At 75.8% G+C, this 23,050-nt stretch carries 17 protein-coding genes; 12 read left to right on the top strand and 5 right to left on the bottom strand.

Annotated features, from left to right (window positions below; genetic code table 11):
• Positions 1-8: 8 nt before the first annotated feature.
• Positions 9-470, bottom strand: coding sequence for a gamma-glutamylcyclotransferase family protein (locus tag ACI8AX_RS13415; protein WP_456550324.1), 462 nt, complete (start codon positions 468-470; stop codon positions 9-11).
• 130 nt (positions 471-600) lie between these two features.
• On the opposite strand from ACI8AX_RS13415, the gene ACI8AX_RS13410 reads away from it, so the two are divergent.
• The 3 genes from ACI8AX_RS13410 (at position 601) to ACI8AX_RS13400 (ending at position 6,159) form a co-directional block, all read left to right on the top strand.
• Entirely contained in the window at positions 601-2,007 is a 1,407-nt protein-coding gene (locus ACI8AX_RS13410) for an NAD(P)H-quinone dehydrogenase (RefSeq protein WP_456550323.1), read from the top strand.
• 104 nt (positions 2,008-2,111) lie between these two features.
• Positions 2,112-3,770, top strand: a complete 1,659-nt coding sequence (locus tag ACI8AX_RS13405; protein WP_456550322.1) for a hypothetical protein — start codon at positions 2,112-2,114, stop codon at positions 3,768-3,770.
• Between the two features lie 73 nt (positions 3,771-3,843).
• Entirely contained in the window at positions 3,844-6,159 is a 2,316-nt protein-coding gene (locus ACI8AX_RS13400) for a hypothetical protein (protein WP_456550321.1), read from the top strand.
• A gap of 66 nt (positions 6,160-6,225) precedes the next feature.
• Here ACI8AX_RS13400 and ACI8AX_RS13395 read toward each other — a convergent pair whose 3' ends face one another.
• From ACI8AX_RS13395 to ACI8AX_RS13380, 4 genes are all read right to left on the bottom strand, one after another.
• The gene (locus ACI8AX_RS13395; protein WP_456550320.1) at positions 6,226-7,989 is read right to left on the bottom strand and encodes an acetyl/propionyl/methylcrotonyl-CoA carboxylase subunit alpha; all 1,764 of its coding nucleotides are present in this window, start codon (positions 7,987-7,989) and stop codon (positions 6,226-6,228) included.
• An 82-nt stretch (positions 7,990-8,071) separates the two neighbouring features.
• Positions 8,072-8,686 (bottom strand): Maf family protein, encoded by a 615-nt coding sequence (locus ACI8AX_RS13390; protein WP_456550319.1) that lies wholly within the window; start codon positions 8,684-8,686, stop codon positions 8,072-8,074.
• Positions 8,683-8,910, bottom strand: a complete 228-nt coding sequence (locus tag ACI8AX_RS13385) for an acyl-CoA carboxylase subunit epsilon (RefSeq protein ID WP_456550318.1) — start codon at positions 8,908-8,910, stop codon at positions 8,683-8,685. Before ACI8AX_RS13385 ends, ACI8AX_RS13390 begins: the two co-directional genes overlap by 4 nt.
• Positions 8,907-10,532, bottom strand: coding sequence for an acyl-CoA carboxylase subunit beta (locus tag ACI8AX_RS13380; protein WP_456550317.1), 1,626 nt, complete (start codon positions 10,530-10,532; stop codon positions 8,907-8,909). Before ACI8AX_RS13380 ends, ACI8AX_RS13385 begins: the two co-directional genes overlap by 4 nt.
• Positions 10,533-10,611: 79 nt before the next feature.
• Between ACI8AX_RS13380 and ACI8AX_RS13375 the strand changes: the two genes are divergently transcribed.
• The 9 genes from ACI8AX_RS13375 (at position 10,612) to ACI8AX_RS13335 (ending at position 23,006) form a co-directional block, all read left to right on the top strand.
• Positions 10,612-11,463, top strand: a complete 852-nt coding sequence (locus tag ACI8AX_RS13375; protein ID WP_456550316.1) for a biotin--[acetyl-CoA-carboxylase] ligase — start codon at positions 10,612-10,614, stop codon at positions 11,461-11,463.
• Positions 11,464-11,645: 182 nt separating this feature from the next.
• Positions 11,646-13,160 (top strand): hypothetical protein, encoded by a 1,515-nt coding sequence (locus ACI8AX_RS13370; RefSeq protein ID WP_456550315.1) that lies wholly within the window; start codon positions 11,646-11,648, stop codon positions 13,158-13,160.
• A 114-nt stretch (positions 13,161-13,274) separates the two neighbouring features.
• Positions 13,275-13,835 (top strand): PH domain-containing protein, encoded by a 561-nt coding sequence (locus ACI8AX_RS13365; protein ID WP_456550314.1) that lies wholly within the window; start codon positions 13,275-13,277, stop codon positions 13,833-13,835.
• A gap of 302 nt (positions 13,836-14,137) precedes the next feature.
• Entirely contained in the window at positions 14,138-15,289 is a 1,152-nt protein-coding gene (locus ACI8AX_RS13360) for an exonuclease SbcCD subunit D (protein ID WP_456550313.1), read from the top strand.
• Positions 15,286-18,255 carry an AAA family ATPase gene (locus ACI8AX_RS13355; protein WP_456550312.1) on the top strand — a complete coding sequence of 990 codons (2,970 nt, stop codon included), beginning with the start codon at positions 15,286-15,288 and terminating at the stop codon, positions 18,253-18,255. The genes ACI8AX_RS13360 and ACI8AX_RS13355 overlap by 4 nt, the downstream gene beginning before the upstream one ends.
• A gap of 275 nt (positions 18,256-18,530) precedes the next feature.
• Positions 18,531-19,928, top strand: coding sequence for an acyltransferase family protein (locus ACI8AX_RS13350; RefSeq protein WP_456550311.1), 1,398 nt, complete (start codon positions 18,531-18,533; stop codon positions 19,926-19,928).
• Between the two features lie 117 nt (positions 19,929-20,045).
• Positions 20,046-21,269, top strand: coding sequence for a 5-(carboxyamino)imidazole ribonucleotide synthase (locus tag ACI8AX_RS13345; protein WP_456550310.1), 1,224 nt, complete (start codon positions 20,046-20,048; stop codon positions 21,267-21,269).
• 1 nt (position 21,270) lies between these two features.
• Positions 21,271-21,798 carry a 5-(carboxyamino)imidazole ribonucleotide mutase gene (gene purE, locus ACI8AX_RS13340; RefSeq protein WP_456550309.1) on the top strand — a complete coding sequence of 176 codons (528 nt, stop codon included), beginning with the start codon at positions 21,271-21,273 and terminating at the stop codon, positions 21,796-21,798.
• A gap of 38 nt (positions 21,799-21,836) precedes the next feature.
• A complete protein-coding gene (locus tag ACI8AX_RS13335) occupies positions 21,837-23,006 on the top strand; it encodes an acyl-CoA dehydrogenase family protein (protein ID WP_456550308.1) in 1,170 nt (389 codons plus the stop codon).
• Positions 23,007-23,050: the final 44 nt, after the last annotated feature.

Below are 23,050 nucleotides of genomic sequence, written 5' to 3'. Positions count from 1 at the left end.
GGATCCTCTCAGACGCCCGTGGACCGGCACTCCCGGGCGCGGAGCCCGGCCACGTAGTCGTCGGGGGCGCCGGCGGCCTGCGCGGCGTCGGCCAGAGCGCCCAGGTACCGGGCCGAGGGCAGGCCGCCCTCGAAGGCGTCCAGCGCGTAGACGTAGGCGACGACGTCCCCGGCCAGTGTGTGCACCCGCAGGTCGAGCTTGAGGTAGAGGCCGAGGTCGGCGCCCTCCCAGGCGTCGAGGGCCCGCTCGTCGGCCTCGGTGAGGTCGTAGAGGGCGACGAAGACGCCGGGGGAGTCGGGGTCGTCCGACGGCACCAGCGTGGCCAGCGCGCCCTCCCAGCCGAGGTCCTCGGCGCCGAAGGTCAGGCGCCAGCCGCGGATCCACCCGGTGCCGGTGTGCGGGGAGGAGGGGCAGCGGCGCAGCATCTGCGCGGGGTCCATGTTGGACCCGTAGGCGGCGTAGAGGCCCATCGGCACCCAGGGTAGGTCGGGTGTGGCCGGGCCGACCGGTGAGGATGCCGACACCGGCGCGTCCCAGCGGGGACAATGGGCCCGGCCCGTTCGACAGGGCACGTCCGCGAGCAGCACCGGGAGCACAGCAATGACCCGCATCGTCATCATCGGCGGCGGCCCCGCCGGCTACGAGGCCGCGCTGGTCGGCGCCTCCCTCGGTGCGCAGGTCACCGTGGTCGAGCGCGACGGGCTCGGTGGCGCCAGCGTGCTCACCGACTGCGTGCCCTCCAAGGCGTTCATCGCCTCGGCCGGGGCGATGACCAGCGTCCGCGACTCCGCCGCGCTCGGCGTGCAGGGCGGCGACCTGCGCACCGCCGGCATGGACCTCGCGGCGGTCAACCACCGCGTCAAGGGGCTCGCGGTGGCGCAGTCCGCCGACATCCACGCCCGCCTCTCGGCCGAGGGGGTGCGCATCCTCGCCGGTCAGGGCCGGCTGGCCGACGACGTCCGCGGCCTGGTGGAGCACCGGGTCGAGGTCCTCGACCGCGTGGGTGCGGTGACCGAGACGCTGGAGTGCGACGTCGTGCTCATCGCCACCGGGGCCGACCCGCGCGTGCTGCCCGGCGCGGAGCCCGACCACGAGCGGATCCTCGACTGGCGCGACGTGTACGACCTCGAGGACATGCCCGACCACCTCGTCGTCGTCGGCTCCGGCGTCACCGGCGCCGAGTTCGCCTCCGGCTACCTCGAGGCCGGCGTCCCCGTCACGCTGGTCTCCTCCCGCGACCGCGTGCTGCCCGGGGAGGACGCCGACGCCGCCGAGGTGCTCGAGGAGGTGTTCCAGTCCCGTGGCGGCAAGATCGCCCAGCGCGGCCGCGCGGCGACCGTCGAGCGGACCGAGAAGGGCGTCCTGGTGACGCTGACCGACGGGCGCACCGTCGAGGGCTCGCACGCGCTGATGACCGTGGGCACCGTGCCGAACACCGGCGGGCTGAACCTGGAGCGGTGCGGCGTGGCGGTCAGCGAGAGCGGCCACGTGGTCGTCGACCGGGTGTCGCGGACGTCGGTGCCCGGCATCTACGCCGCCGGCGACGTGACCGGCGTGTTCCAGCTGGCCAGCGTCGCGGCGATGCAGGGCCGGATCGCGATGTGGCACGCACTCGGCGAGGCGGTGCAGCCGATCCGGCTCAAGACCGTCGCGGCCAACGTCTTCACCCACCCGGAGATCGCGACCGTCGGCGTCCAGGAGGGGGCCTTCCCCGAGGGCATGCCGCTGGACACCGTGCGGCTGCCGCTGGCCACCAACGCCCGCGCCAAGATGGCCGACATGCGGGACGGCTTCGTGAAGCTGTTCGCCCGCCGCTCGACCGGGGTGGTGGTGGGCGGCGTCGTCGTCTCGCCGGGGGCCTCGGAGCTGATCCTGCCGATCGCGCTGGCCGTCACCAAGGGCCTGACCGTCTCCGACCTGGCGCAGACCTTCGCCATCTACCCCTCGCTGTCGGGGTCGATCACCGAGGCCGGCCGGCGGCTGATGGGGGCCGACGCCCTGGCGTGACGCGGGCGGGACGGGCGGGCCCGCTGCGGCGGATGTGACGCGATCTCGGCTGGAGTCGGCCGATCCGGTGCCGACGCGCGCGCGGTCCGCCGATGGAGCAGGGGATGTCTCCCGTCCCCGCCGGTCGCCGCGTCCCCGCGCTGCTGCTGGTCGCCGCCGCCGTCCTGGCGCCCTTCGTGCTGCCCGCCGCGGCCTCCGCCGAGGAGACCGCCGCCGAGACGGTCGTCGGCGAGCTCGTGCAGGCCTGGCCGGAGGCGATGCCCGGGTCCGGCCACGACGCCGACGCGGAGCCGCTCACCTGGGTGGAGACCGCCGCCGGCGAGGCCGTGCCGGTGTCCACCGCGGACGTGGCCGACCTGCCCGTCGGGTCCACCGTCGAGCTGACCGTGGGCGCCGCGGAGGACGGCGGCGCGGCGGACGACGCCCGCGCGGTGCTGGCCGGCGAGGTCCGGGAGGCGGCCCCGGTCGCGGCGGCGACCCCCAGCAACGCCGTCACCGTGGTCCGCGTCGTGCCCGCCGGCGGGGTACCGGACGGCACGAGCGTCGCGGCGCTGGCCGCGGCGGTCGACGGCCCGGTGTCCCGCTTCTGGGCCGGGCAGACCGGCGGCGCCGTCCGGTTCGGCGTGACGTACGCCCACCCGGACTGGGTGACCACCGCCGCCGGCTGCGACGACCCCGCCGCGCTGTGGGCCGAGGCCGCGGCCGCCACCGGCTTCCAGGAGGGCCCGGGGCGGCACCTCGTCCTGTACGTGAGCAGTCGCCCGGCCGAGCTGGCCGGCTGCTCCGCGGGGCTGGCGCAGGTCGGCACCGGCCCCGGCTCCGGCGGCCGGGTGTACGTCCGCAGCCTCATGCCGGCGCTGATCGCGCACGAGCTGGGGCACAACATGGGCCTCGGCCACTCCTCGGGCCGGCAGTGCGACGGCGCGCTGGAGACCGGCGAGTGCCGCACCGCGGGCTACCGCGACTACTACGACGTCATGGGTGCCTCCTGGGAGAACCTGGGCTCGCTCAACGCGGCGCAGGCCGACCGGCTCGGCGTCCTGCCGGCCGCCGACCGGCAGGCCCTCGCGGTCGGCGACGCGGCCACCACGGTGACCCTCGCGCCGCTGGGCGCGCAGGGCGGGACGCGCGCGCTGCGGCTGACCGCCGCGGACGGCGCCGTCTACTGGCTGGAGAACCGCACGGCGGTCGGCCAGGACGGCTGGCTGTCCGGCGCCGCCAACCGCTTCCGGCTGGACTCCGGGGTGCTCCTGCACCGCGCCGGCGAGCACACCGACACGGCACTGCTGCTCGACGCCACGCCGAGCGCCGCCGCCGGGTGGGACGACGACCTGCAGGCGGCCCTGCCCGTCGGTGTCCCGGTCGTCGTCGGCGGCGGCGCCTTCACGGTGACCGTCCAGGCCGTGGCGGGCAGCGCGACGCTGCTCGTCCAGCCCGCCGCCCGCGCCGTCCCGGCGCCGCCGGCCGGCACGGGCACCGGGCCGGCGCCCGAGGTCCAGGCGGGCACCGCGGGCGCGACCGGCGGCACCGACGCCGGCGCGACGGCCGCCGTCCCCGTCCCCGAGGCGGCGCCGGTCCCCGGCACCGCGCCGGCCCAGGTGGGCGCCCCCGTCGTCGCCGACCGCGTGCCGGCGCCGGCGCTGGAGGCCGCCGCGCGGTCGTCCTCGGCCGTGTGGCTGCTGCCGCTGGTCACCGGGCTGGCGGTCACCGGCACCGTGCTCGCCGGGTGGCGGGCCGTCCGGCTGCGCGCCGCCCGGCGCTGACCGGCGCCCCCGGGTCAACCCGGGGGTGCCCCGTGCCGATAGGGGACTGGAGTCCCCCCGACCAGGAGTGTCCGTGCGCGCAGTCCCCACCCCGCCGCGGCGGCCCCTCCTCGCCGGCGCGGCCCTGGCGCTCGCCCTCCCGCTGCTCGCCGCGCCGTCCCCGGCCGCGGCGGACGACCCGGCCCCGCGGGAGACGGTCGTCGGCGAGCTGGTGCAGGGGTACGCCGACCCGGGGCCGCACGAGGCCGGCGAGGCCACCCACGCGGACGCGGGCCTGCTGAGCTGGATCGAGACGGCCCCGGGCGAGGCGGTCCGGGTGCCGACCGAGGACCTGCCCGACGTCGGGGCCGGCGCCACCGTCGAGGTGACGGTCGGCGCCGAGGTGGACGACGAGGCCGCCGACGCCGGGATGGAGCCGGCGCGGGAGGTGCTCGCCGCCGAGGTGGTCGCCGAGGCCGAGCCCCCCGCGGCGCCCGCCGCGACGCCGGTCAACCACCCGGTGACCGTGGTGATGGTGCAGCCGGCCGGGTCGGTGCGGGACGGCACGACCCTGGCTGCGGTCATGGCCGCGGTGAACGGCCCGGTGGCCGACTTCTGGGAGGAGCAGACCAACGGGGCGGTGCGGTTCGGCACGGTGGCCGGGCTCGACTGGCCGGCGCAGGCCTCCTCCATCCCCTGCAGCAGCCCCTTCGCGCTCTGGCAGGAGGCGGCCACCCGCGCCAACTGGAACGGCGCGCCCGGCGCCCACCTCCTGCTCTACGTGCCCGCGGGCTCTCCGGGCTGCGCCTACGGGCTGGGGACCATCGGCGACGGCCTCGGCGACGGCGGCCTGGTCTACGTGCAGGCCCCCGAGCTCTCGGTGGTCGCCCACGAGTTCGGGCACAACCTCGGTCTGGGCCACAGCTCCCTGCTGGTGTGCGACGGCCAGGTGGACGGCGGAGCGTGCGCGGTCGACCCCTACTACGACATGTACGACGTCATGGGCATCTCGTGGGGACCGGTCGGCTCCCTGAGCGCTCCGCAGGCCGCGCGGCTGGGCACGCTGCCCGGCGGGTCGGCGCCGACGGTGGCGTCGGGTGCCGCGGCCACCGAGGTCACGCTGACCGCCGTCGGCTCCCGGAGCGGCACGCGCGCGGTCCGGCTGACCGACGTCGACGGCGACGAGTACTGGCTGGAGTACCGCACCCCGGTGGGCCGGGACAGCTGGCTGGGCACCGGGTCGAACTGGGCCGGGCTGCAGAGCGGTGTCCTGCTGCGGGTCGCCACCGACGCCGACGGGGACTCCTCGCTCCTGCTCGACGGCACGCCCGCCGGGCAGCCGCAGTGGGGGAGCGACAACGCCGTCGCGCTGCCCGCCGGCACCGCGGTGTCGTTCGGTGACGCGTCGTTCAGCGTGCGGGTCCTGGAGTCCGGCGGCACCACCGCCCGGGTCTCGATCGCCTCGGCCCCCGGCACCCACCCGATGGACGCCGCCTACCCGCGGCTGAGAGCCGTGCTCGGGGCCGCGACCTCGCCCCGTGTCTGCGGCCTGCGCGACGGCGGCTGCTTCCGTTTCTTCCAGCGGGGCTCGATGTACTGGTCGCCCTCGTCCGGGGCCCACGCGGTCCGTGGGGCGATCCGGGGCGCCTGGGGGTTCTCGGGCTGGGAGGCCGGTCGGTTGGGGTACCCGATCGGTGAGGAGGTCTGCGGCCTGCGTGACGGTGGTTGCGCGCAGCACTTCCAACGCGGCTCGGTCTACTGGTCGCCGACCACCGGTGCACAGGTCGTGCTCGGAGCCATCCGGGATCGCTGGGCCGCTCTCGGATGGGAGGCGGGTCGGCTCGGCTACCCGCTCGGCAACGAGGTCTGCGGGCTGCCCGCCGGCGGGTGCTTCCAGCAGTTCCGCGGGGGATCGGTGTACTGGTCCCCGCAGTCGGGCTCCTGGTCCGTGGTCGGCGGGATCCGGAACAAGTGGGCTGCTCAGGGATGGGAGCGGGGGTGGCTCGGCTACCCGGTCGGCGACGAGGTCTGCGGGCTGCGCGACGGTGGCTGCGCCCAGCACTTCCAGCGCGGGTCGGTCTTCTGGTCGCCGGCCACCCGCGCACACGTCGTCGTCGGCGCGATCCGTGACGGCTGGGCGGGCCGCGGCTGGGAGCGCGGCCTCCTGGGCTACCCGGTGTCCGACGAGCGTTGCGGGTTGCGGGCGGGCGGGTGCTTCCAGCTGTTCCAGGGAGGCTCCGTGTACTGGTCCCCGACGACCGGGCCCATGGCGGTCCGAGGGGCCCTCCGGGACCAGTGGGCGCGCATGGGGTGGGAGAACAGCCGGCTCGGGTACCCGATCCGCGACGAGGCCTGCGTGCGGGGGTCGGGCTGCTCGCAGCAGTTCCAGTTCGGGTGGCTCGCCGCCTGATCGGCCGCGCCCCACGCAGCGAGGCCCGGCACCCAGGGGGATGCCGGGCCTCGTCCGTCCCTGGGACTACTCGGCGTCCGCGATCGTGCAGATGACCGCGCCGCTGGTGACCGTGGCGCCGACCTCGGCCGACAGGCCGGTGATGGTGCCGCCCTTGTGCGCGGTGATGGGCTGCTCCATCTTCATCGCCTCGAGGACGACGACCAGGTCGCCGGCCTCGACGGTCGCGCCGTCCTCGACGGCCACCTTCACGATGGTGCCCTGCATCGGCGAGGTCAGGGAGTCGCCGGACGCCGCGGACCCGCCGTGGCCGCCGCCGCGCTTGCGCGGCTTCGCACCGCCGGCGGCCTGGACCGGGGCGCCGCCGCCGGCGGCCAGGCCCGCGGGCAGCGACACCTCGAGCCGCCGCCCGCCGACCTCGACCACGACGGTCTGCCGCTCATCGGGCTGCTCGCCCTCGACCGGCGCGGCCGAGTACGGCGGCACCTGGTTGTCCCACTCGGTCTCGATCCAGCGGGTGTGCACCGTGAAGGGCTCGCTGGTGAAGGCCTCGTCGCGGACGACGGCGCGGTGGAACGGGATCACCGTCGGCATGCCCTCGACGACCAGCTCGTCGAGCGCCCGGCGGGCCCGCTGCAGGGCCTCCTCGCGAGAGGCGCCGGTGACGATCAGCTTGGCCAGCATCGAGTCGAAGGCGCCGGCGACCTCGCCGCCGGTCTCGACGCCGGAGTCCCAGCGCACGCCGGGGCCCTGCGGGATCTCCAGCCGGGTCACCGGGCCGGGGGCCGGCATGAAGTTGCGGCCGGCGTCCTCGGCGTTGATCCGGAACTCGATGCTGTGCCCGCGCGGGGTCGGGTCCTCGGTGATCTCCAGGGGCAGGCCCTCGGCGATCCGGAACTGCTGGCGGACGAGGTCGATGCCGCTGGTCTCCTCGCTGACCGGGTGCTCGACCTGCAGCCGGGTGTTGACCTCGAGGAACGAGATCGAGCCGTCGACGCCCACGAGGTACTCGACGGTGCCGGCGCCGTGGTAGCCGGCCTCCTTGCAGATGGCCTTGGCCGACTCGTGGATCCGGGCCCGCTGCTCGTCGGTGAGGAACGGCGCCGGGGCCTCCTCGACCAGCTTCTGGTTGCGCCGCTGCAGCGAGCAGTCGCGGGTGCCGACGACGATCACGTTGCCGTGGGTGTCGGCCAGCACCTGCGCCTCGACGTGCCGCGGCTTGTCCAGGAACCGCTCGACGAAGCACTCGCCGCGGCCGAAGGCCGACACGGCCTCGCGGACGGCGGAGTCGAACAGCTCGGGGATCTCCTCCTTGGTGCGGGCCACCTTGAGCCCGCGCCCGCCGCCGCCGAACGCCGCCTTGATCGCGACCGGCAGGCCGTGCTCCTCGGCGAAGGCGACGACCTCGTCGGCGCCGCCGACCGGGTCCTTGGTGCCGGGGACCAGGGGCGCCCCGGCGCGGGTGGCGATGTGCCGGGCGGCGACCTTGTCGCCGAGGTCGATGATCGCCTGCGGCGAGGGGCCGATCCAGGTCAGCCCGGCGTCGATGACGGCCTGGGCGAAGTCGGCGTTCTCGCTGAGGAAGCCGTAGCCGGGGTGGATCGCGTCAGCGCCCGACTGCTTCGCGGCGTCGAGGATCTTGTCGATGACGAGGTAGGAGTCGCCGGGCGTCGTCCCGCCGAGGGCGAAGGCCTCGTCGGCGGCGCGCACGTGCAGGGCGTCGCGGTCGGGCTCGGCGTACACGGCGACGCTGGTGAGGCCGGCGTCCTTGCAGGCACGGGCGACGCGGACGGCGATCTCCCCGCGGTTGGCGATCAGGACCTTCTGCACCGTCGTTCTCCCTCGAAGTGTGCGACCGGCGGGACAGTATCGAGCGCCCCCCGGCCGGCCGGAGCGACCGGGGGGCGACGCCTCAACGGCGCCAGAGGTCGGTGAGGACGACTCCGTGGCCGGCCAGCTGGGTGCGCAGCGTCGCGAGCGACAGCCCGACGACCGCCGCGGGGTCGCCGTCGACCCGCCGCACGAACGACGCGCCGAGCCCGTCGAGGGTGAAGGCGCCGGCCACCGCCAGCGGCTCACCGGTGGCCAGGTAGGCCTCCAGCTCGGCGGCGGTGGGCCGGGCGAAGTGCACCGTCGTCGACACGACGGCGACGTCGCGGCCCACCACGGCGCCGTCGCGCACGTCGAACAGCGCCTGCCCGGTGTGCAGGACGCCGGAGCGCCCGCCGATGTGCTGCCAGCGGTCACGCGCCTCGTGGGCGTCGGCCGGCTTGCCCATCGCCTGCCCGCGGTACTCCAGCAGCGAGTCGGCCCCGATGACCAGCGCGTCGGTCTCCCGGCCGGCCACCGCGGTCGCCTTGGCGGCGGCCAGCAGGGCCACCCGCTCGGCCACGCGCGGCGCGGTCACGGTGGACTCGTCGACGTCGCTGACGACGACGTCCGGCGCCAGCCCCGCCTGGCGCAGCAGCGCCAGGCGGGCCGGGGACGCCGAGGCCAGAACCAGCCGGCGGGCGGCGGCCGCCGTCACGACGACCGCCCGGACGCCGCCCAGCCGCCCGGTCCGGCGAGCACCGGACGGCGGTGGGTGTGCACCGGCGCACCCCAGGCGCCGACCGGGGCCGGACGGCGCCGCGGCCCCCGGCGCTGGGACAGGGCGGCGACCACGACGGTCAGCGCGGCGAGCTCCGCGGCCGTGGGCTCGCCCTTCACCACCCGCAGCAGCGGGCGCTGCGCTTCGGTCGGCTCCGTCACAGCGGGATGTTCCCGTGCTTCTTCGGCGGCAGCGTCTGGCGCTTGTTGGACAGCAGGCGCAGCGCCTTGGTGACCTCGATGCGGGTCTCGGAGGGACGGATCACCTGGTCGACGTACCCACGGTCGGCCGCGATGTACGGCGACAGCAGCGCGTCCTCGTACTCGGTGATGAGCTCGGCGCGGCGGCTGTCGGGGTCCGACGCCTCGGCGAGCTCGCGCCGGTAGAGGATGTTCACCGCGCCCTGCGCGCCCATGACGGCGATCTGCGCGGTGGGCCAGGCCAGGTTCAGGTCGGCCCCGAGGTGCTTGGAGCCCATGACGTCGTAGGCGCCGCCGTAGGCCTTGCGCGTGATGACGGTGATCTTCGGGACGGTGGCCTCGGCGTAGGCGTAGATGAGCTTGGCGCCGCGGCGGATGATGCCCTCCCACTCCTGGGAGGTGCCGGGGAGGAAGCCCGGGACGTCGACGAAGGTCAGCACCGGGATGTTGAAGGCGTCGCAGGTGCGGACGAACCGCGCGGCCTTCTCGCTGGCGTCGATGTCGAGCGTGCCGGCGAACTGGGTGGGCTGGTTGGCCACGACGCCGACCGGCCGGCCCTCCACCCGGCCGAAGCCGACGATGATGTTCGGCGCGAACAGCGGCTGCACCTCGAGGAACTCGCCGTCGTCGAGGACGTGCTCGAGGACGGTGTGCATGTCGTAGGGCGTGTTCGCCGAGTCCGGGATGAACGTGTCGAGCTCGTGGTCGTCCTCGGTGACGCCCGCGGGGCTGGCGTCGACCGGCCCGACCTCGACGGCCGGCAGCGGGTCGAGGTTGTTGCTCGGCAGGTAGGACAGCAGCGCCTTGACGTAGTCGAGGGCGTCGTTCTCGTCCTCGGCCATGTAGTGCGCGACACCGGACTTGGTGTTGTGGGTCCGGGCGCCGCCCAGCTCCTCGAGCGTGACCTCCTCGCCGGTCACGGTCTTCACCACGTCGGGGCCGGTGATGAACATCTGGCTGGTCTGGTCGACCATCACGATGAAGTCGGTCAGCGCGGGGGAGTACACGTGGCCGCCGGCCGCGGCGCCCATGACCAGCGAGATCTGCGGGATGACGCCGGAGGCGTGCACGTTGCGCAGGAAGATCTCGCCGTAGAGGCCGAGGGAGACCACGCCCTCCTGGATGCGCGCGCCGCCCCCCTCGTTGATCCCGATGATCGGGCAGCCGTTCTTGATCGCGAGGTCGAGGACCTTCACGATCTTCTCGCCGTAGACCTCGCCGAGGCTGCCGCCGAACACGGTGACGTCCTGGGAGAAGACGCAGACCGGGCGGCCGTCGACGGTGCCGTAGCCGGTGACGACGCCGTCGCCGAAGGGCCGGCGGGCGTCCATGCCGAAGTTGGTCGAGCGGTGGCGGGCGAACTCGTCGAGCTCGGTGAACGAGCCCGGGTCCAGCAGCGCCTCGATGCGCTCGCGGGCGGTCATCTTGCCCGCGGCGTGCTGCTTCTCCACCGCCCGCTCCGAGCCGGCGTGGGTGGCCTCCTGGACCCGCCGTTCGAAGTCCGCCAGCTTCCCGGCGGTGGTGTGGATGTCGATGTCGCCGGGGACGCTGTCGCCCGCGCTCTCCAGTTCAGCCGCGCTCACAGACCCTGCCTCGCTCTGCTCGGGAATCAGGCCGGCCGGCTCCCACCGGGGGCCGGGCTCGCGGCCGTAGCGTAGGGGAGTGCCTCCGGACCCCCCGTCGTCGCCGTCGGACTCCCGCTGGTCGGACCTGGAGCGGCCGGCCCTGGACGCCGCCGCGCTGACGGCCGCGCTGACCCGGGGGAGCCGGCTGTGGCGCTCGGTGGAGGTGGTCGAGCGGATCGGCTCGACCAACGCCGAGCTCGTCGCCCGGGCCGCGGCGGACGGGGGCGCGGCGCCCGAGGGCACCGTGCTCGTGGCCGAGCACCAGGACGCCGGCCGGGGCCGGCTGGACCGGGTGTGGACGTCGCCGCCCCGGGCCGGCCTCACCGTCTCCGTGCTGCTGCGCCCCGACGTCCCGGCCGCGCGCCGCGGGTGGCTGCCGCTGCTCACCGGCGTCGCGCTGGCCGAGGCGGTCGGCCAGGTGCCCGGGATCAGGTCGGCCCTGAAGTGGCCCAACGACCTCCTCGCCGCCGACGGCAGCAAGCTCGCCGGCATCCTCGCGGAGGTCGCCGGGGGCGCGGTCGTGATCGGCACGGGGGTCAACGTCTCCACCCGCCCCGACGAGCTGCCCGAGGGCGCGTCGTCCCTGGCGATGGAGGCCGGGCGCACGGTCGACCGGGCGCCGGTGCTGCTGGAGTTCCTCCGCGCACTCGAGCGCCGCTACTCGGCGTGGACGGCGGTGCTGGGCGACCCGGTGCAGAGCGGGCTGGCCCACGACTACCTCGCCTGGTGCGCCACGGTGGGCACCGAGGTGGTCGTGACGATGCCGGACGGCTCGATGCTCGGCGGCCGGGCCGAGTCGGTCGACTGGGACGGACGTCTCGTGGTGGCCGGCCCGGACGCTCCGGTGGCCCTGGCCGCGGGGGACGTGAGGCACGTGCGACGGGCGTGACGACCGGGAACGGTCCGTAGCGGCGCGCCGGTTCCGGGCGCCCCAGCGCGGCTACCGTCGCTCCCACACCGGGGGCCGTGGAGTTCCCGGGAGGGATCTGCGGGGACAGCGGGCGGCCCACCGGCGCCGCCTCCCCGCTCGCCGGGAGCCCGGCGACCCGTCGTGCGACCCGGAGAGGCCCCGTGACCACCACCCTGGAGCGTCCGACCGCCGGGACGCGCGTGGCGACCGACCGTCGCCGGCTCTCCCCGCCCTCCCCGCGGCACGTCGCACTCGTCGTGGCCGTGGCCGTCTACGCCTGGATGTGCTGGCGCTTCCGCGGGTTCGTGACCGACGACGCGTGGATCTCGGTCCGCTACGCGGAGAACCTCGCCGACGGGCACGGCTTCGTCTGGAATCCCGGCGGTCCCCGCGCGGAGGGGTACAGCAACCCGCTCCTGGTCGGTGTCGAGGCCGTGGCCGACCTCGCCGGCTTCTCCGCCATGACCGCGGCGCGAGGGCTGGGCGTGCTCAGCGGCCTGGCGCTCCTCCTCGTGGTCCACGTACGTGGTCCGCTCGTCGTCGGCCGGCTCGGCGCCACGGCCGCCACCCTGTTCATCGCGTTCTCCGCGCCGATGGCCGTCTGGTCGGTGGGTGGGCTCGAGACGATCCCGGTGGCCCTGCTCCTCACCGTGGGCGTGCTCGAGCTGGCTCGGGCCGACGGCGGACGGCCCTGGGTGGCCGCCGGCGCGATGGCGCTGCTGCCGTGGCTTCGACCGGAGGGCCTGCTCGCGGTCGTCGTCCTCGTCGTCCTCAGCGAGGGGCGCGGGCTCCTGCGCCGGCCGGACCGGCGCGCCGGCCTGCGCCGCCTGGCGGTGCTGGGCGGGGTCCCGGTGCTCTCGCAGGTGCTGGTCGAGGTCTTCCGCCTGACCGTGTACGGGCACCTCGTGCCCAACTCGGTGCTGTTCAAGGCCGGCCGCGGCGAGCTGTTCGGGGTGGCGGAGAAGTTCCTGAGCGAGGGTGCCGTCGTCCTGGTCCTGGCTCTGGTGGGCCTGGTGGCCGCCCGAGGGCGGCAGCGCCTGTTGGCGGTGGCGCCCGCGGTCTACCTGCTGGGGTCGCTCGACATGCTCGACAACGTCAACACCTTCAGCCGGTTCTTCCTGCCCGTGTGGCCGCCGCTGGCCCTCCTCGCCGGGCTGGGGGTCGCCGCTCTGCTCGCCGGCACCGCGGAGCACCGGAGCCGGGTCGCCGCGGCGGTCGTCACCGGGGCCACCGCACTGGGCATGCTGACGCTGTCCCCGGCGGACCTGCATGCGGCCGAGCACTTCGTGGACACCTACCGGGACTGCAAGACCACGTCCCGCTCGGCCATGGCCGACTGGCTGCGGACGACGCCGCAGGACACCACCTTCGCGATCGTGGACGCCGGTCTGGTGCCCGCGCGGGCCGGTGGGCGCACCGCCATCGAGAGCCTCTTCCTCAACGAGGCCTCGATCCAGGAGACCGGCGCACTCCCGACCGATCAGCAGGTGGCGGAGATCCTCCGCCGCGAGCCGGACCTCATCGTGGTGGCGAGCACCCGAGCCGATGTGTTCGTCCCCGCCTACGAGGTGGACGCCGCCCTGCTCGCAGACCCCGCGGGCGCCGCGTACCGCCAGGTCTTCGTCGCCTCCGGTGGCGTGGCCTGCGACTACCACCTCTTCGTCTACCAACGCTGAGGCGCGCCGCGGCCGAGCGGACGCCGGCGGGCCGACTGTGACCGGTGGGGCGGACACGGCGTCCCTACGCCGCCGCCGTCCCCGTCGGCGCCGTCTCTGCGTCACCCTGTCGGCATGGGTTACCCCGACAAGCTGCTCGCGTCCGACGAGGAGGTCGTGCGCCACTTGCACCCGCACTGGCTGACCGTCTTCTGGCCCGTCGTGCTGCTCCTGCTGGTCGTCGGCGGCGCCTCGTTCAGCGCCGCGCTCGTGCCCTCGGACAGCGACCGCGCCGGGCTGTACCGCCTGCTCGTCGTCGCCGCTGCGGTCGTGCTGCTGCTGGTCTTCGTCGTCGTGCCGCTGATGCGCTGGCGGACCACGCACTACGTGATCACCTCGCACCGCCTGCTGTTCCGCGAGGGCATCCTGGCCCGCAAGGGGCGCGACATCGGGCTGTCCCGCATCACCGACGTCTCCTACAGCCAGAGCCTGTGGGAGCGGGTCATCCAGTCCGGGACGATCACCATCGAGTCCGCGGGTGACAGCGGCGCCACGGTGCTCAAGCAGATCCCCGACAGCGACGGCGTCCAGCAGCTGATCAACCACATGATCGAGGAGGACGCCGACCGGCGCGGCCGGGAGAACGCCGGCTACCTGCGCGGCGACGACCAGGCCCACGGGGCGCCCAGGCACTGACCCGTCGACCCGGCCGGGTCGGCCCTCGTGGTCGGCCCAGGCGCGTGCGTCCCGCCGTCGAGGTCGAGGTCGTCCCCGGCGCAGGACGCCACGTGCGAGCCGTCGGGGGAGAGCGCGCGGTCACCGAGCACCGCCCGGGACCGGTGCAGCGTGGCACGCCGACGCGGTCGGGCGTGACCAGCCGCAGCGACGGCACCCCGGCAGCCCGGCACGACGGCGCCCGGCCGGGCTGCCGGGTGTGACGGATCGGTCACGGCGAGCCTGGCCGGTTCTGTCGGTACCCCGACCTACCGTCCCGGTCCATGCGCCTGCTGCACACCTCCGACTGGCACGTGGGGCGGTCGCTGCACGGCACCGACCTGCTCCGCGAGCAGGAGGCCGTGCTCGGCGGGCTGGCCCGGGTGGTCGCCGAGGAGCGCGTCGACGTGGTGGTCGTCGCCGGTGACGTCTACGACCGCGCGGTCCCCTCGGCCGACGCGCAGGCGGTGCTCGACCGGGTGGTCGGCCGGGGGCGGGGGGCCGGAGCCGCGGTGGTGCTGACCCCCGGCCACCACCACTCACCCCCCCCGCCGGGCCCCTTCACCCGCCTGCAGGCCGCCGCCGGCCTGCACGTCCGGACGACGACGGCGGAGCTCGACGAGCCGGTCCTGCTGGGCGACGAGCACGGCGAGGTCGCCGTGTACTGCCTGCCCTACCTCGAGCCCGAGATCGCGCGCGACGAGCTCGGCCTCACCGGCGCCCGGTCGCACGAGGCGGTGCTCGCGGAGGCGATGGAGCGGGTCCGCGCCGACCTCTTCCTGCGGCCGGGCACCCGCTCGGTGGTCGTGGCGCACGCGTTCGTCGGCGGTGGCACGCCCAGCGAGAGCGAGCGCGACATCGCCGTCGGCGGCGTCGACCGGGTGCCGGTGCCGGTGTTCGACGGGGTCGACTACGTGGCGCTGGGGCACCTGCACCGCCCGCAGACCCTGACCGAGCGGCTGCGCTACAGCGGCTCCCCGCTGGCGTACTCCTTCGGGGAGGCCGGCCAGCAGAAGCAGGTGTGGCTGGTCGACCTCGACGCGACCGGGCTGGCCGGCGTCCGCGCCGTCCCGCTCCCCGTGCCGCGCGAGCTCGTGGTGCTCACCGGCACCCTCGAGGAGCTGCTGGGCGACCCCGCGCACGCCGCCGCCGAGGAGGCCTTCGTGTCGGCGCGGCTCACCGACGCGGTGCGTCCTGCCGACCCGATGCGCCGGCTGCAGACACGCTTCCCGTACTGCGCCCACCTGGAGTGGACCGGCAGCGGCCGGGTCGCCGACGGCCGCAGCTACACCGAGCGGCTGGCCGGCCGCGGCGACCTCGACGTCGTCGGGGAGTTCGTCACCCACGTCCGCGCCGGGGTGGGCGCCACCGCGGCCGAGCGCGACCTGCTCGCCCGCGCGCTCGCCGCGGCCGCCCGCGAGGAGGTCGCCGGGTGAGGCTGCACCGGCTCTCGCTCACCGCCTTCGGCCCCTTCCCGGGCACGGAGGTCGTCGACCTCGACGCCGTGGCCCGCGACGGGCTGTTCCTGCTCTGGGGCCCCACCGGCTCGGGGAAGACGACGCTGCTCGACGCCGTGGTCTTCGCCCTCTACGGCACCGTCCCGGGCGCGCGGGGCGAGGAGAAGCGCCTGCGCAGCGACCACGCCGACGCGGGCACGCGGACCGAGGTCAGCTGCGAACTGACCCTCAGCGGGGAGCGCCTGCTCGTCACCCGCCGCCCCGAGCAGGCCCGCCCCAAGAAGCGCGGCACCGGGATGACGACCGAGCCGGCGAAGCTGACCGTGCAGCGGCTCACCGACGGCGGCTGGGAGGCGGTGAGCACCCGCATCGACGAGGGCGCCGAGCACCTGCGCACCCGGCTCGGCCTCGACGTGCACCAGTTCTGCCAGGTCGTGCTGCTGCCGCAGGGCGACTTCGCCCGCTTCCTGCGCGCCGAGCCGGAGTCGCGTGCCGCACTGCTGCGCACGCTGTTCGACGTCGGCCGGTTCGCCCGGGTGGAGGACTGGCTGGCCGGCGAGCGGCGGGCCGCCGAGGAGGCCCTGCGCGTCGAGCGCCTCCAGCTGTCCACGCTGCTGGCCCGGGTGGCCCAGACCGCCGACGCCGACGTCCCCGAGGAGCTCGCCCCGGAACTCGTCGGCGCGCACGGCGGCCCGGTCGACGCGTGGGTCGGCCGGCTGCGCCAGCGCGCCGCCCACGACCTGGCCGCCGCGGGGGAGGCCGCCGACGCCGCCGCCGCGGCCGCGACCGCGGCCGGCCGGGAGCTGACGGCCGCCCGGCTGCTGGCCGACCGCCACACCCGCCGGGCCCGCGCCGAGCAGGAGCTCGCCCGGCTGACCGCCGAGGAGCCCGGCCTGGTGCCGGTCCGCGCCCGGCTCGACGCCGGCCGCCGCGCCGAGGCGCTGCGGGACGTGCTCGAGGCCGCCGGCCGCGCCGCGCTCGAGGCGGAGGAGGCCGCCGACGTCCTCGCCACCGCGCGCCGGGCGTGGGCGGCCACCGGCAGCGATGCCGACCCCGCCCCCGATCCCGCCACCGACGTCGCCCGCCGGCTGCGCGACGACGCCGCCGCGGCGCGGGCCCTGGAGCCCGAGGCCGCCCGCGCCACCGAGCTGGCGCGGCGGGTGACCCGGCTGGGGACCGAGACGGCCCGGCTCGCCGACCGCTGCGCCGCCACGGACGAGGCCCTCGAGGCGCTGCCGGAGGCCCTGGCCGCCGCGCAGGCCCGCGTCGACGTCGCGGCCGGCGCCGCCGCCGAGCTGCCCGGCCGCACCGCCGAGGCCGAGGCCGCCCGCGCCGCGGTCGCGGCCGGGCGCGACGCCGAGCGGCTCACCGCCCGGCTGGAGCAGGCGCGGTCGGCCGCCGGCGCCGCCCGCGAGCGGTGGCTGACCGCCCGCGAGCAGCTGGTCGACCTGCGCACCCGGCGGCTGGACGGCATGGCCGCCGAGCTGGCCGCCGGCCTGGTCGCCGGAGCCGACTGCCCGGTCTGCGGCGCCGTGGAGCACCCCCACCCGGCCACGCACACCGGCCCCGCGGTCTCGGCCGAGGACGAGGACCGCGCCCGCGAGGCCGCCGACGCCGCCGAGGCCGCGGCGGGTGCGGCCGCCGCCACCGCCGAGGAGCGGGCACGGGAGCTCGCGGTGCTGCGGGCCCGCGCGGGCGAGCGGCCGCTGCCCGAGCTGGAGGCCGTCGCGGCCGCTGCGGAGGAGGCGCTGGCCGGGGTGGCCGCGGCCGCCGCCGACCTGGCGCCGGCCCGGGCCCGGCTGGCCGCGCTGACCGACGAGCGCGAGAGCCTCACCCGCCGGGCAGCCGCCGACCGCGAGGAGCTCGGCAGCCGCACCGCCGAGCGTGCCGCCGCCGCGGCGGAGCTGGCGGCGCTCACCGCCCGGCTCGACGCCGCCCGCGGCGACGACCCCGACCTGGCCGCACGCGCCCGCCGCCTCACCGCGGCCGCGGAGCGCTGCGAGGCGGTGCTCGACGCCGAGGCGGCCGACCTGCGGGCCCGGGTCGCCGCCGACACCACCCGGCGCGCGGCCGGCGAGCGCGCCACCGCCGCCGGGTTCGGCGACCTCGGCGAGGCCGCCGGCGCGCTGCTCGACCGCGCCGGGCTGGCCGCGCTCGAGGAGCGCGTCACCGCGCACGAGCGCGCCCTCGACGCCGTCCGGCGCGTCCTCGCCGACCCCGAGCTCGCCGGCCTGGCGCCGGCGCCCGACCTGACCGCGGCCGAGGCGCGGTGCGCGGCCACCACCGCCGGCCGCGAGGAGGCCGTCGCCGCCCTGGACCGGGCCCGCCGGTGCAGCGCCGACCTCGACGCCCTGGCCGGTGACGTCGTCGCGGCCGAGGTGCGGCTGCACGAGCGGCGCACCGTGGCCGAGCAGGTCGCCGGCCTGGCCGACCTGGTCAACGGCCGCGGCGCCAACACGCTGCGCATGCGGCTGCAGTCCTTCGTGCTCGCCGCGCGGCTGGAACAGGTCGCCGAGGTGGCCAGCCGCCGGCTGCTGGAGATGTCGGGGAGCCGCTACACGTTCCGGCACAGCGACGCGCAGGGCCGGCACGGTGCCCGCGGCGGCCTGGGCCTCGAGGTCTTCGACGAGTACACCGGCACCCTGCGGCCGACCAAGACCCTCTCCGGCGGTGAGAGCTTCATGGCCTCGCTCGCGCTGGCGCTGGGCCTGGCCGACGTCGTCACCGCCGAGAGCGGCGGGGTGCAGATGGACACGCTGTTCGTCGACGAGGGCTTCGGCACCCTCGACGCCGGCGCGCTCGACGCCGTCATGGACGTGCTCGACGACCTGCGCCGCGGCGGCCGCACGGTCGGCGTCATCAGCCACGTCGAAGAGCTGCGCACCCGCATCCCCACCCGGCTGGAGGTCGTCACGGGCCGGTCGGGGTCACGCCTGGCCGGCTGACGGCCGCGGCCCGCTGCCGGGCTGGTCGTCGGGGACGGTTGGTGCGAGTGGGACGGGTGACGCGATGGTTGTGAGGACTCGCTCGCACGACGCGGTGTTTTTCAGGGCTTTTGGCGCGTTTTCGACTGCAGGGGCACGCCAGCGCCGTCGATAACGTCCGATTCGCCCATCCGAGATGGGGTCTCACCCGCAGTCGACAGCAGGAGTCCTCCATGCCCTCAGCGCTGCCCGGTGCCGCCAGGCGCCGGCCCTCGTCCCGCGACACGGGCCAGGCGGTGCCTCGACCGCGTACCGAGATCCGGGCACTGACCGGCCTGCGCATCGTCGCGGCCATGTGGGTGGTCCTGTTCCACTTCGGCGGTGAGCTCGTGCCGCTGGTCCAGCAGGTCCCGGGGTTGGCCGCGATCATCGGTGGTGGCGGGATCGGGGTGGAGCTGTTCTTCGTCCTGAGTGGCTTCGTCATCGCGCGCAGCTACCTGGACGAGTGCGGTCGTGGTTGGTCGACCGGGCGAGCGGCACGGTTCGTCCTCAACCGGTTCGCCCGGGTGTGGCCGGCGTTCGCCGTCGTGACGGCGGCCGTCTGCGTCTGGTGGTTCCTGGCCCCCCGCATCGGGCTGGACTCGGAGATCGTCACCAGGCACCAGCCCTTCGAGCTGTCGTCCCTGCTCCGCCAGCTGACGATGACGCACGTGTGGGGCGAGGAGCACTACCTCAACACCGCCTACAACCCCCCGGCCTGGTCGATCGGGGTCGAGTGGACGGCGTACCTGGCGTTCCCCCTGCTGGCGCTGGTGATGCGGCCGTTCGTGCGCCTCTACCCCGCGGTGAACCTGGTCCTGGCCTTCGTCGCCATGCTGCCGATCGCCGTCCCCTCCTACCTGTACGGGCGCGACATCGAGACCCCGTGGGAGCTGCGCATCGCGTGCAGTTTCGTCGCCGGCGTGCTCGTCCACTGCGCGGTCAGCGGCGTGGCACGGAGCGCCCGGTCGGAGCGGTGGGCACTGCGGCTGACCGGTAGCAGCCTGTTGTTCATCGTGGTGGTCCTGCTCTGGGCCCACTGGCGGTCCCAGCAGGACGCGCTCGCGGGGAACCCCGTCGGCATGTACCACATGACGGTGGTGGTCATCTGGCCGCTGGTCGTCGCGGGCCTCTCGATGACCGACCGCGGGCTCTCCCGGCTGCTGTCCTCGGACACCATGGTCTACGGCGGCCGGATCTCCTACTGCCTCTACCTCGTGCACTGGCCGGTGCAGAACGTCGGGCTGGCACTGGTCGCTCCTCCGGCAGGTGCGCCGACTGCGCCCACCCCGCAGGCCGTGCTGGCCGCCCCGTTCATGATCGCGGTCGCCGTGGCCGTGAGCGCGGCCCTCCACCACGCGGTGGAGGAACCCGCCCGGCGCCGGCTGGTGCGGCTCTGGTCCGGCCGACGGGCGCTGGAGCCGGTGGCTGTGGTCGCGGAACCGGTGGAGACCGTGGCGGCCGAGGGCGGCACAGCGGTGGACGAGGCCACGACGCGTTGGCACCTGTCCGCGGCGATGGTGGCCGCGCCGGCGTCACCGGAGAACGCGATCGGCGTGCCCGCCGTGACGCCGCGGCCCCGGCCCGCGGTGGCGGCGGCGAGGCCGTCAGCGGGAGCGACGCCGGATCGCCGTCTGCTGCCGCCGGTCGGGTGATCCGCTCGGGGAGCGCTGGGGTCGGGTCGTGGTGCTGGCGGCCGTCGGCGGCTCGCCGACCGCCGAGCCGGGCGAGCGCCGCTCCCGGAGCGGTGTCGGGCTAGCCTCACCGTCGCCATGGCTGCCTCTCCTCCCGACCCCGCCCGGCTCGACCCCCGCACCGGCCTGCCCGTCGTGGCGATGGTCGGCGGAGGCCAGCTGGCCCGGATGACGCACCAGGCCGCGATCGCGCTCGGGCAGTCGCTGCGGGTGCTGGCCACCGACCCGGGGGAGTCCGCCGCGCTGGTCGCCGCCGACGTCCGGCTCGGCGACCACCGCGACCTCGCCGCGCTGCGTGCCGCCGCCGAGGGCGCGACCGTGCTCACCTTCGACCACGAGCACGTGCCGACCGAGCACCTGCAGGCCCTGGAGGCCGACGGCGTCCGCGTCGCGCCGGGGTCGGCGGCGCTGGTGCACGCGCAGGACAAGCTGGTCATGCGCCGCGCGCTGCAGCAGGCGGGGGAGCCGCAGCCGGCGTGGGCCGAGGTCACCACCGACACCGGCCTCGCCGACTTCGCCGGCGCCACGGGCTGGCCGATCGTCCTCAAGCCCCCGCGCGGCGGGTACGACGGCCGCGGCGTGTTCGTGGTCGACGACCTCGACGCCGCGCTCGCGGTGCTCGCCGAGCACGGCCGGGTGCTGGCCGAGGAGCGGGTCGCCATGGTCCGCGAGCTCGCCGTCCAGGTCGCCCGGTCGCCCTTCGGGCAGGTCGCGGTCTGGCCGGTCGTCGAGACCGTGCAGCGCGGCGGCATCAACACCGAGGTGCTCGCGCCCGCGCCCGGGCTCGACGAGGCGACGGCCACCGCCGCGCAGGAGCTCGCCATCCGCATCGCCGAGCGCCTGGGCGTGGTCGGTCTGCTGGCCGTCGAGCTGTTCCAGACCGCGGACGGCGTCGTGGTCAACGAGCTCGCCATGCGCCCGCACAACTCGGGGCACTGGACCATCGAGGGCGCACGCACCAGCCAGTTCGAGCAGCACCTGCGCGCCGTCCTGGACTACCCGCTGGGCTCCACCGCGATGACCGCGCCGGTCGTCGTCATGGCCAACGTCCTCGGCGGGGACGCCGCGGTCGAGGGCTGGACGGGCCCGGGCCTGGACGAGCGGGTCCACCACCTGATGGCGCACTGGCCCGACGTCAAGCTGCACTGGTACGGCAAGGGTCAGCGCCGCGGCCGCAAGCTCGGCCACGTCACCGCGCTCGGCGACGACCTCGCCGAGGTCCGCGCCCGCGCCGTGGCCGCCGCCCGGTACCTGGCCGACGGCGTGGTCGACCCGGCCTTCGCCTTCCCCGAGGAGCACTGACGTGGCACAGCCGCAGCCCGGCCCCCTGGTCGGCATCGTGATGGGCAGCGACTCCGACTGGCCGATGATGCAGCCGGCCGCCGAGGCGCTCGCCGAGTTCGGCGTCCCGTACGAGGTGCACGTGGTCTCCGCGCACCGCACACCGCGGCGGATGCTCGACTACGCCGAGTCCGCCGCGGGCCGGGGCCTGCGGGTGGTGATCGCCGGCGCCGGGGGAGCGGCGCACCTGCCCGGCATGGTCGCCGCCGCCACCCCGCTGCCGGTCATCGGCGTGCCCCGCCCGCTGGACCGGCTCGACGGCCTGGACAGCCTGCTGTCGATCGTCCAGATGCCCGCCGGCGTGCCGGTCGCGACCGTCTCGATCGGCGGCGGCCGCAACGCCGGCCTGCTGGCGGTGCGCGTCCTCGCGGCCGCCGACGACACGTTGCGCGCGGCGGTCGAGCGGTTCCAGGCCGACCTCGCGGCCTCGGTGCTGGCCCGCGACGCGGCGCTGCAGGAGCGCCTCGCGAGCGACGTCACCCCCGGCTGAGGGACGCCACGGGTGCGTGGACGTCCTAGCATCGGGACGTGAGTGGCACCGGGCTGTACCAGCTGACCGAGGAGCACGAGGCGATCCGGGCGGCGGTCCGCGACATCGCCGAGCGGGAGATCAAGCCGTTCGCGGCGGAGGTGGACGCGGAGTCGCGCTATCCGATCGAGGCGCAGAAGGCGCTGACCGCGGCCGGCTTCCACGCCACCCACATCCCCGAGACCTACGGCGGCGAGGGCGCCGACGCGATCGCGACCTGCATCGTGATCGAGGAGGTCGCCCGCGTCGACGTGTCGGCCTCGCTGATCCCGGCCGTGAACAAGCTCGGCTCGATGCCGATCCTGCTGTCGGCCTCGGAGGAGCTCAAGCAGCGCGTGCTGCCCTCGATCGCCGACGGGCGGGCGATGATCAGCTACGGGCTGTCCGAGCGGGAGGCCGGCTCCGACGCCGCGGCGATGAAGACCCGCGCCCGCCGCGACGGCGACACCTGGGTGCTCAACGGCACCAAGGCCTGGATCACCAACTCCGGGATCTCCGAGTGGTACACGGTCATGGCCGTCACCGACCCGGAGAAGCGGGCCAACGGCATCTCCGCCTTCGTCGTGCACCGCGACGACCCCGGCTTCGAGGTCGGCCCCAAGGAGAAGAAGATGGGCATCAAGGGCTCGCCCACCTGCGAGCTCTACTTCACCGACTGCACCATCCCGGCCGACCGCATCATCGGCGCCGAGGGCACCGGCTTCAAGACCGCGCTGCGCACCCTGGACTTCACCCGCCCCACCATCGGCGCGCAGGCGGTCGGCGTCGCCCAGGGCGCGCTGGACGCCGCCGTCGAGTACACCCGCGAGCGCAGGCAGTTCGGCCGCGCGGTCGCCGACAACCAGGGCGTGCAGTTCATGCTCGCCGACATGTCCATGCAGATCGAAGCCGCCCGGCACCTGGTCTACGTGGCCGCCGCCCGCGGCGAGGCCGCCCACGACGGCGGGAAGGTCGACCCCGACCTGGGCCGGCTGTGCGCCGCGGCCAAGGCCTTCGCCTCCGACGTGGCGATGAAGGTGACCACCGACGCCGTCCAGCTGTTCGGCGGCGCCGGCTACACCCAGGACTTCCCCGTCGAGCGCATGATGCGCGACGCCAAGATCACCCAGATCTACGAGGGCACCAACCAGATCCAGCGCATGGTCATCGCCCGCAGCCTGCTCAAGTAGGCCCCCGACGACGACGGCCGCCCCGGTCCAGCTGGACCGGGGCG

Source organism: Blastococcus sp. SYSU D00813, assembly GCF_054050735.1.
The sequence above is the reverse complement of the archived record's forward strand: the minus strand, read 5'-3'. Positions and strand labels throughout refer to the sequence as shown.

Bases quoted from the DNA above. Each gene is read 5' to 3' on its own strand.
- ACI8AX_RS13415 (WP_456550324.1), bottom strand. From the start codon at position 470: ATGGGCCTCTACGCCGCCTACGGGTCCAACATGGACCCCGCGCAGATG.
- ACI8AX_RS13410 (WP_456550323.1), top strand. From the start codon at position 601: ATGACCCGCATCGTCATCATCGGCGGCGGCCCCGCCGGCTACGAGGCC.
- ACI8AX_RS13405 (WP_456550322.1), top strand. From the start codon at position 2,112: ATGTCTCCCGTCCCCGCCGGTCGCCGCGTCCCCGCGCTGCTGCTGGTC.
- ACI8AX_RS13365 (WP_456550314.1), top strand. From the start codon at position 13,275: ATGGGTTACCCCGACAAGCTGCTCGCGTCCGACGAGGAGGTCGTGCGC.
- ACI8AX_RS13360 (WP_456550313.1), top strand. From the start codon at position 14,138: ATGCGCCTGCTGCACACCTCCGACTGGCACGTGGGGCGGTCGCTGCAC.
- ACI8AX_RS13345 (WP_456550310.1), top strand. From the start codon at position 20,046: ATGGCTGCCTCTCCTCCCGACCCCGCCCGGCTCGACCCCCGCACCGGC.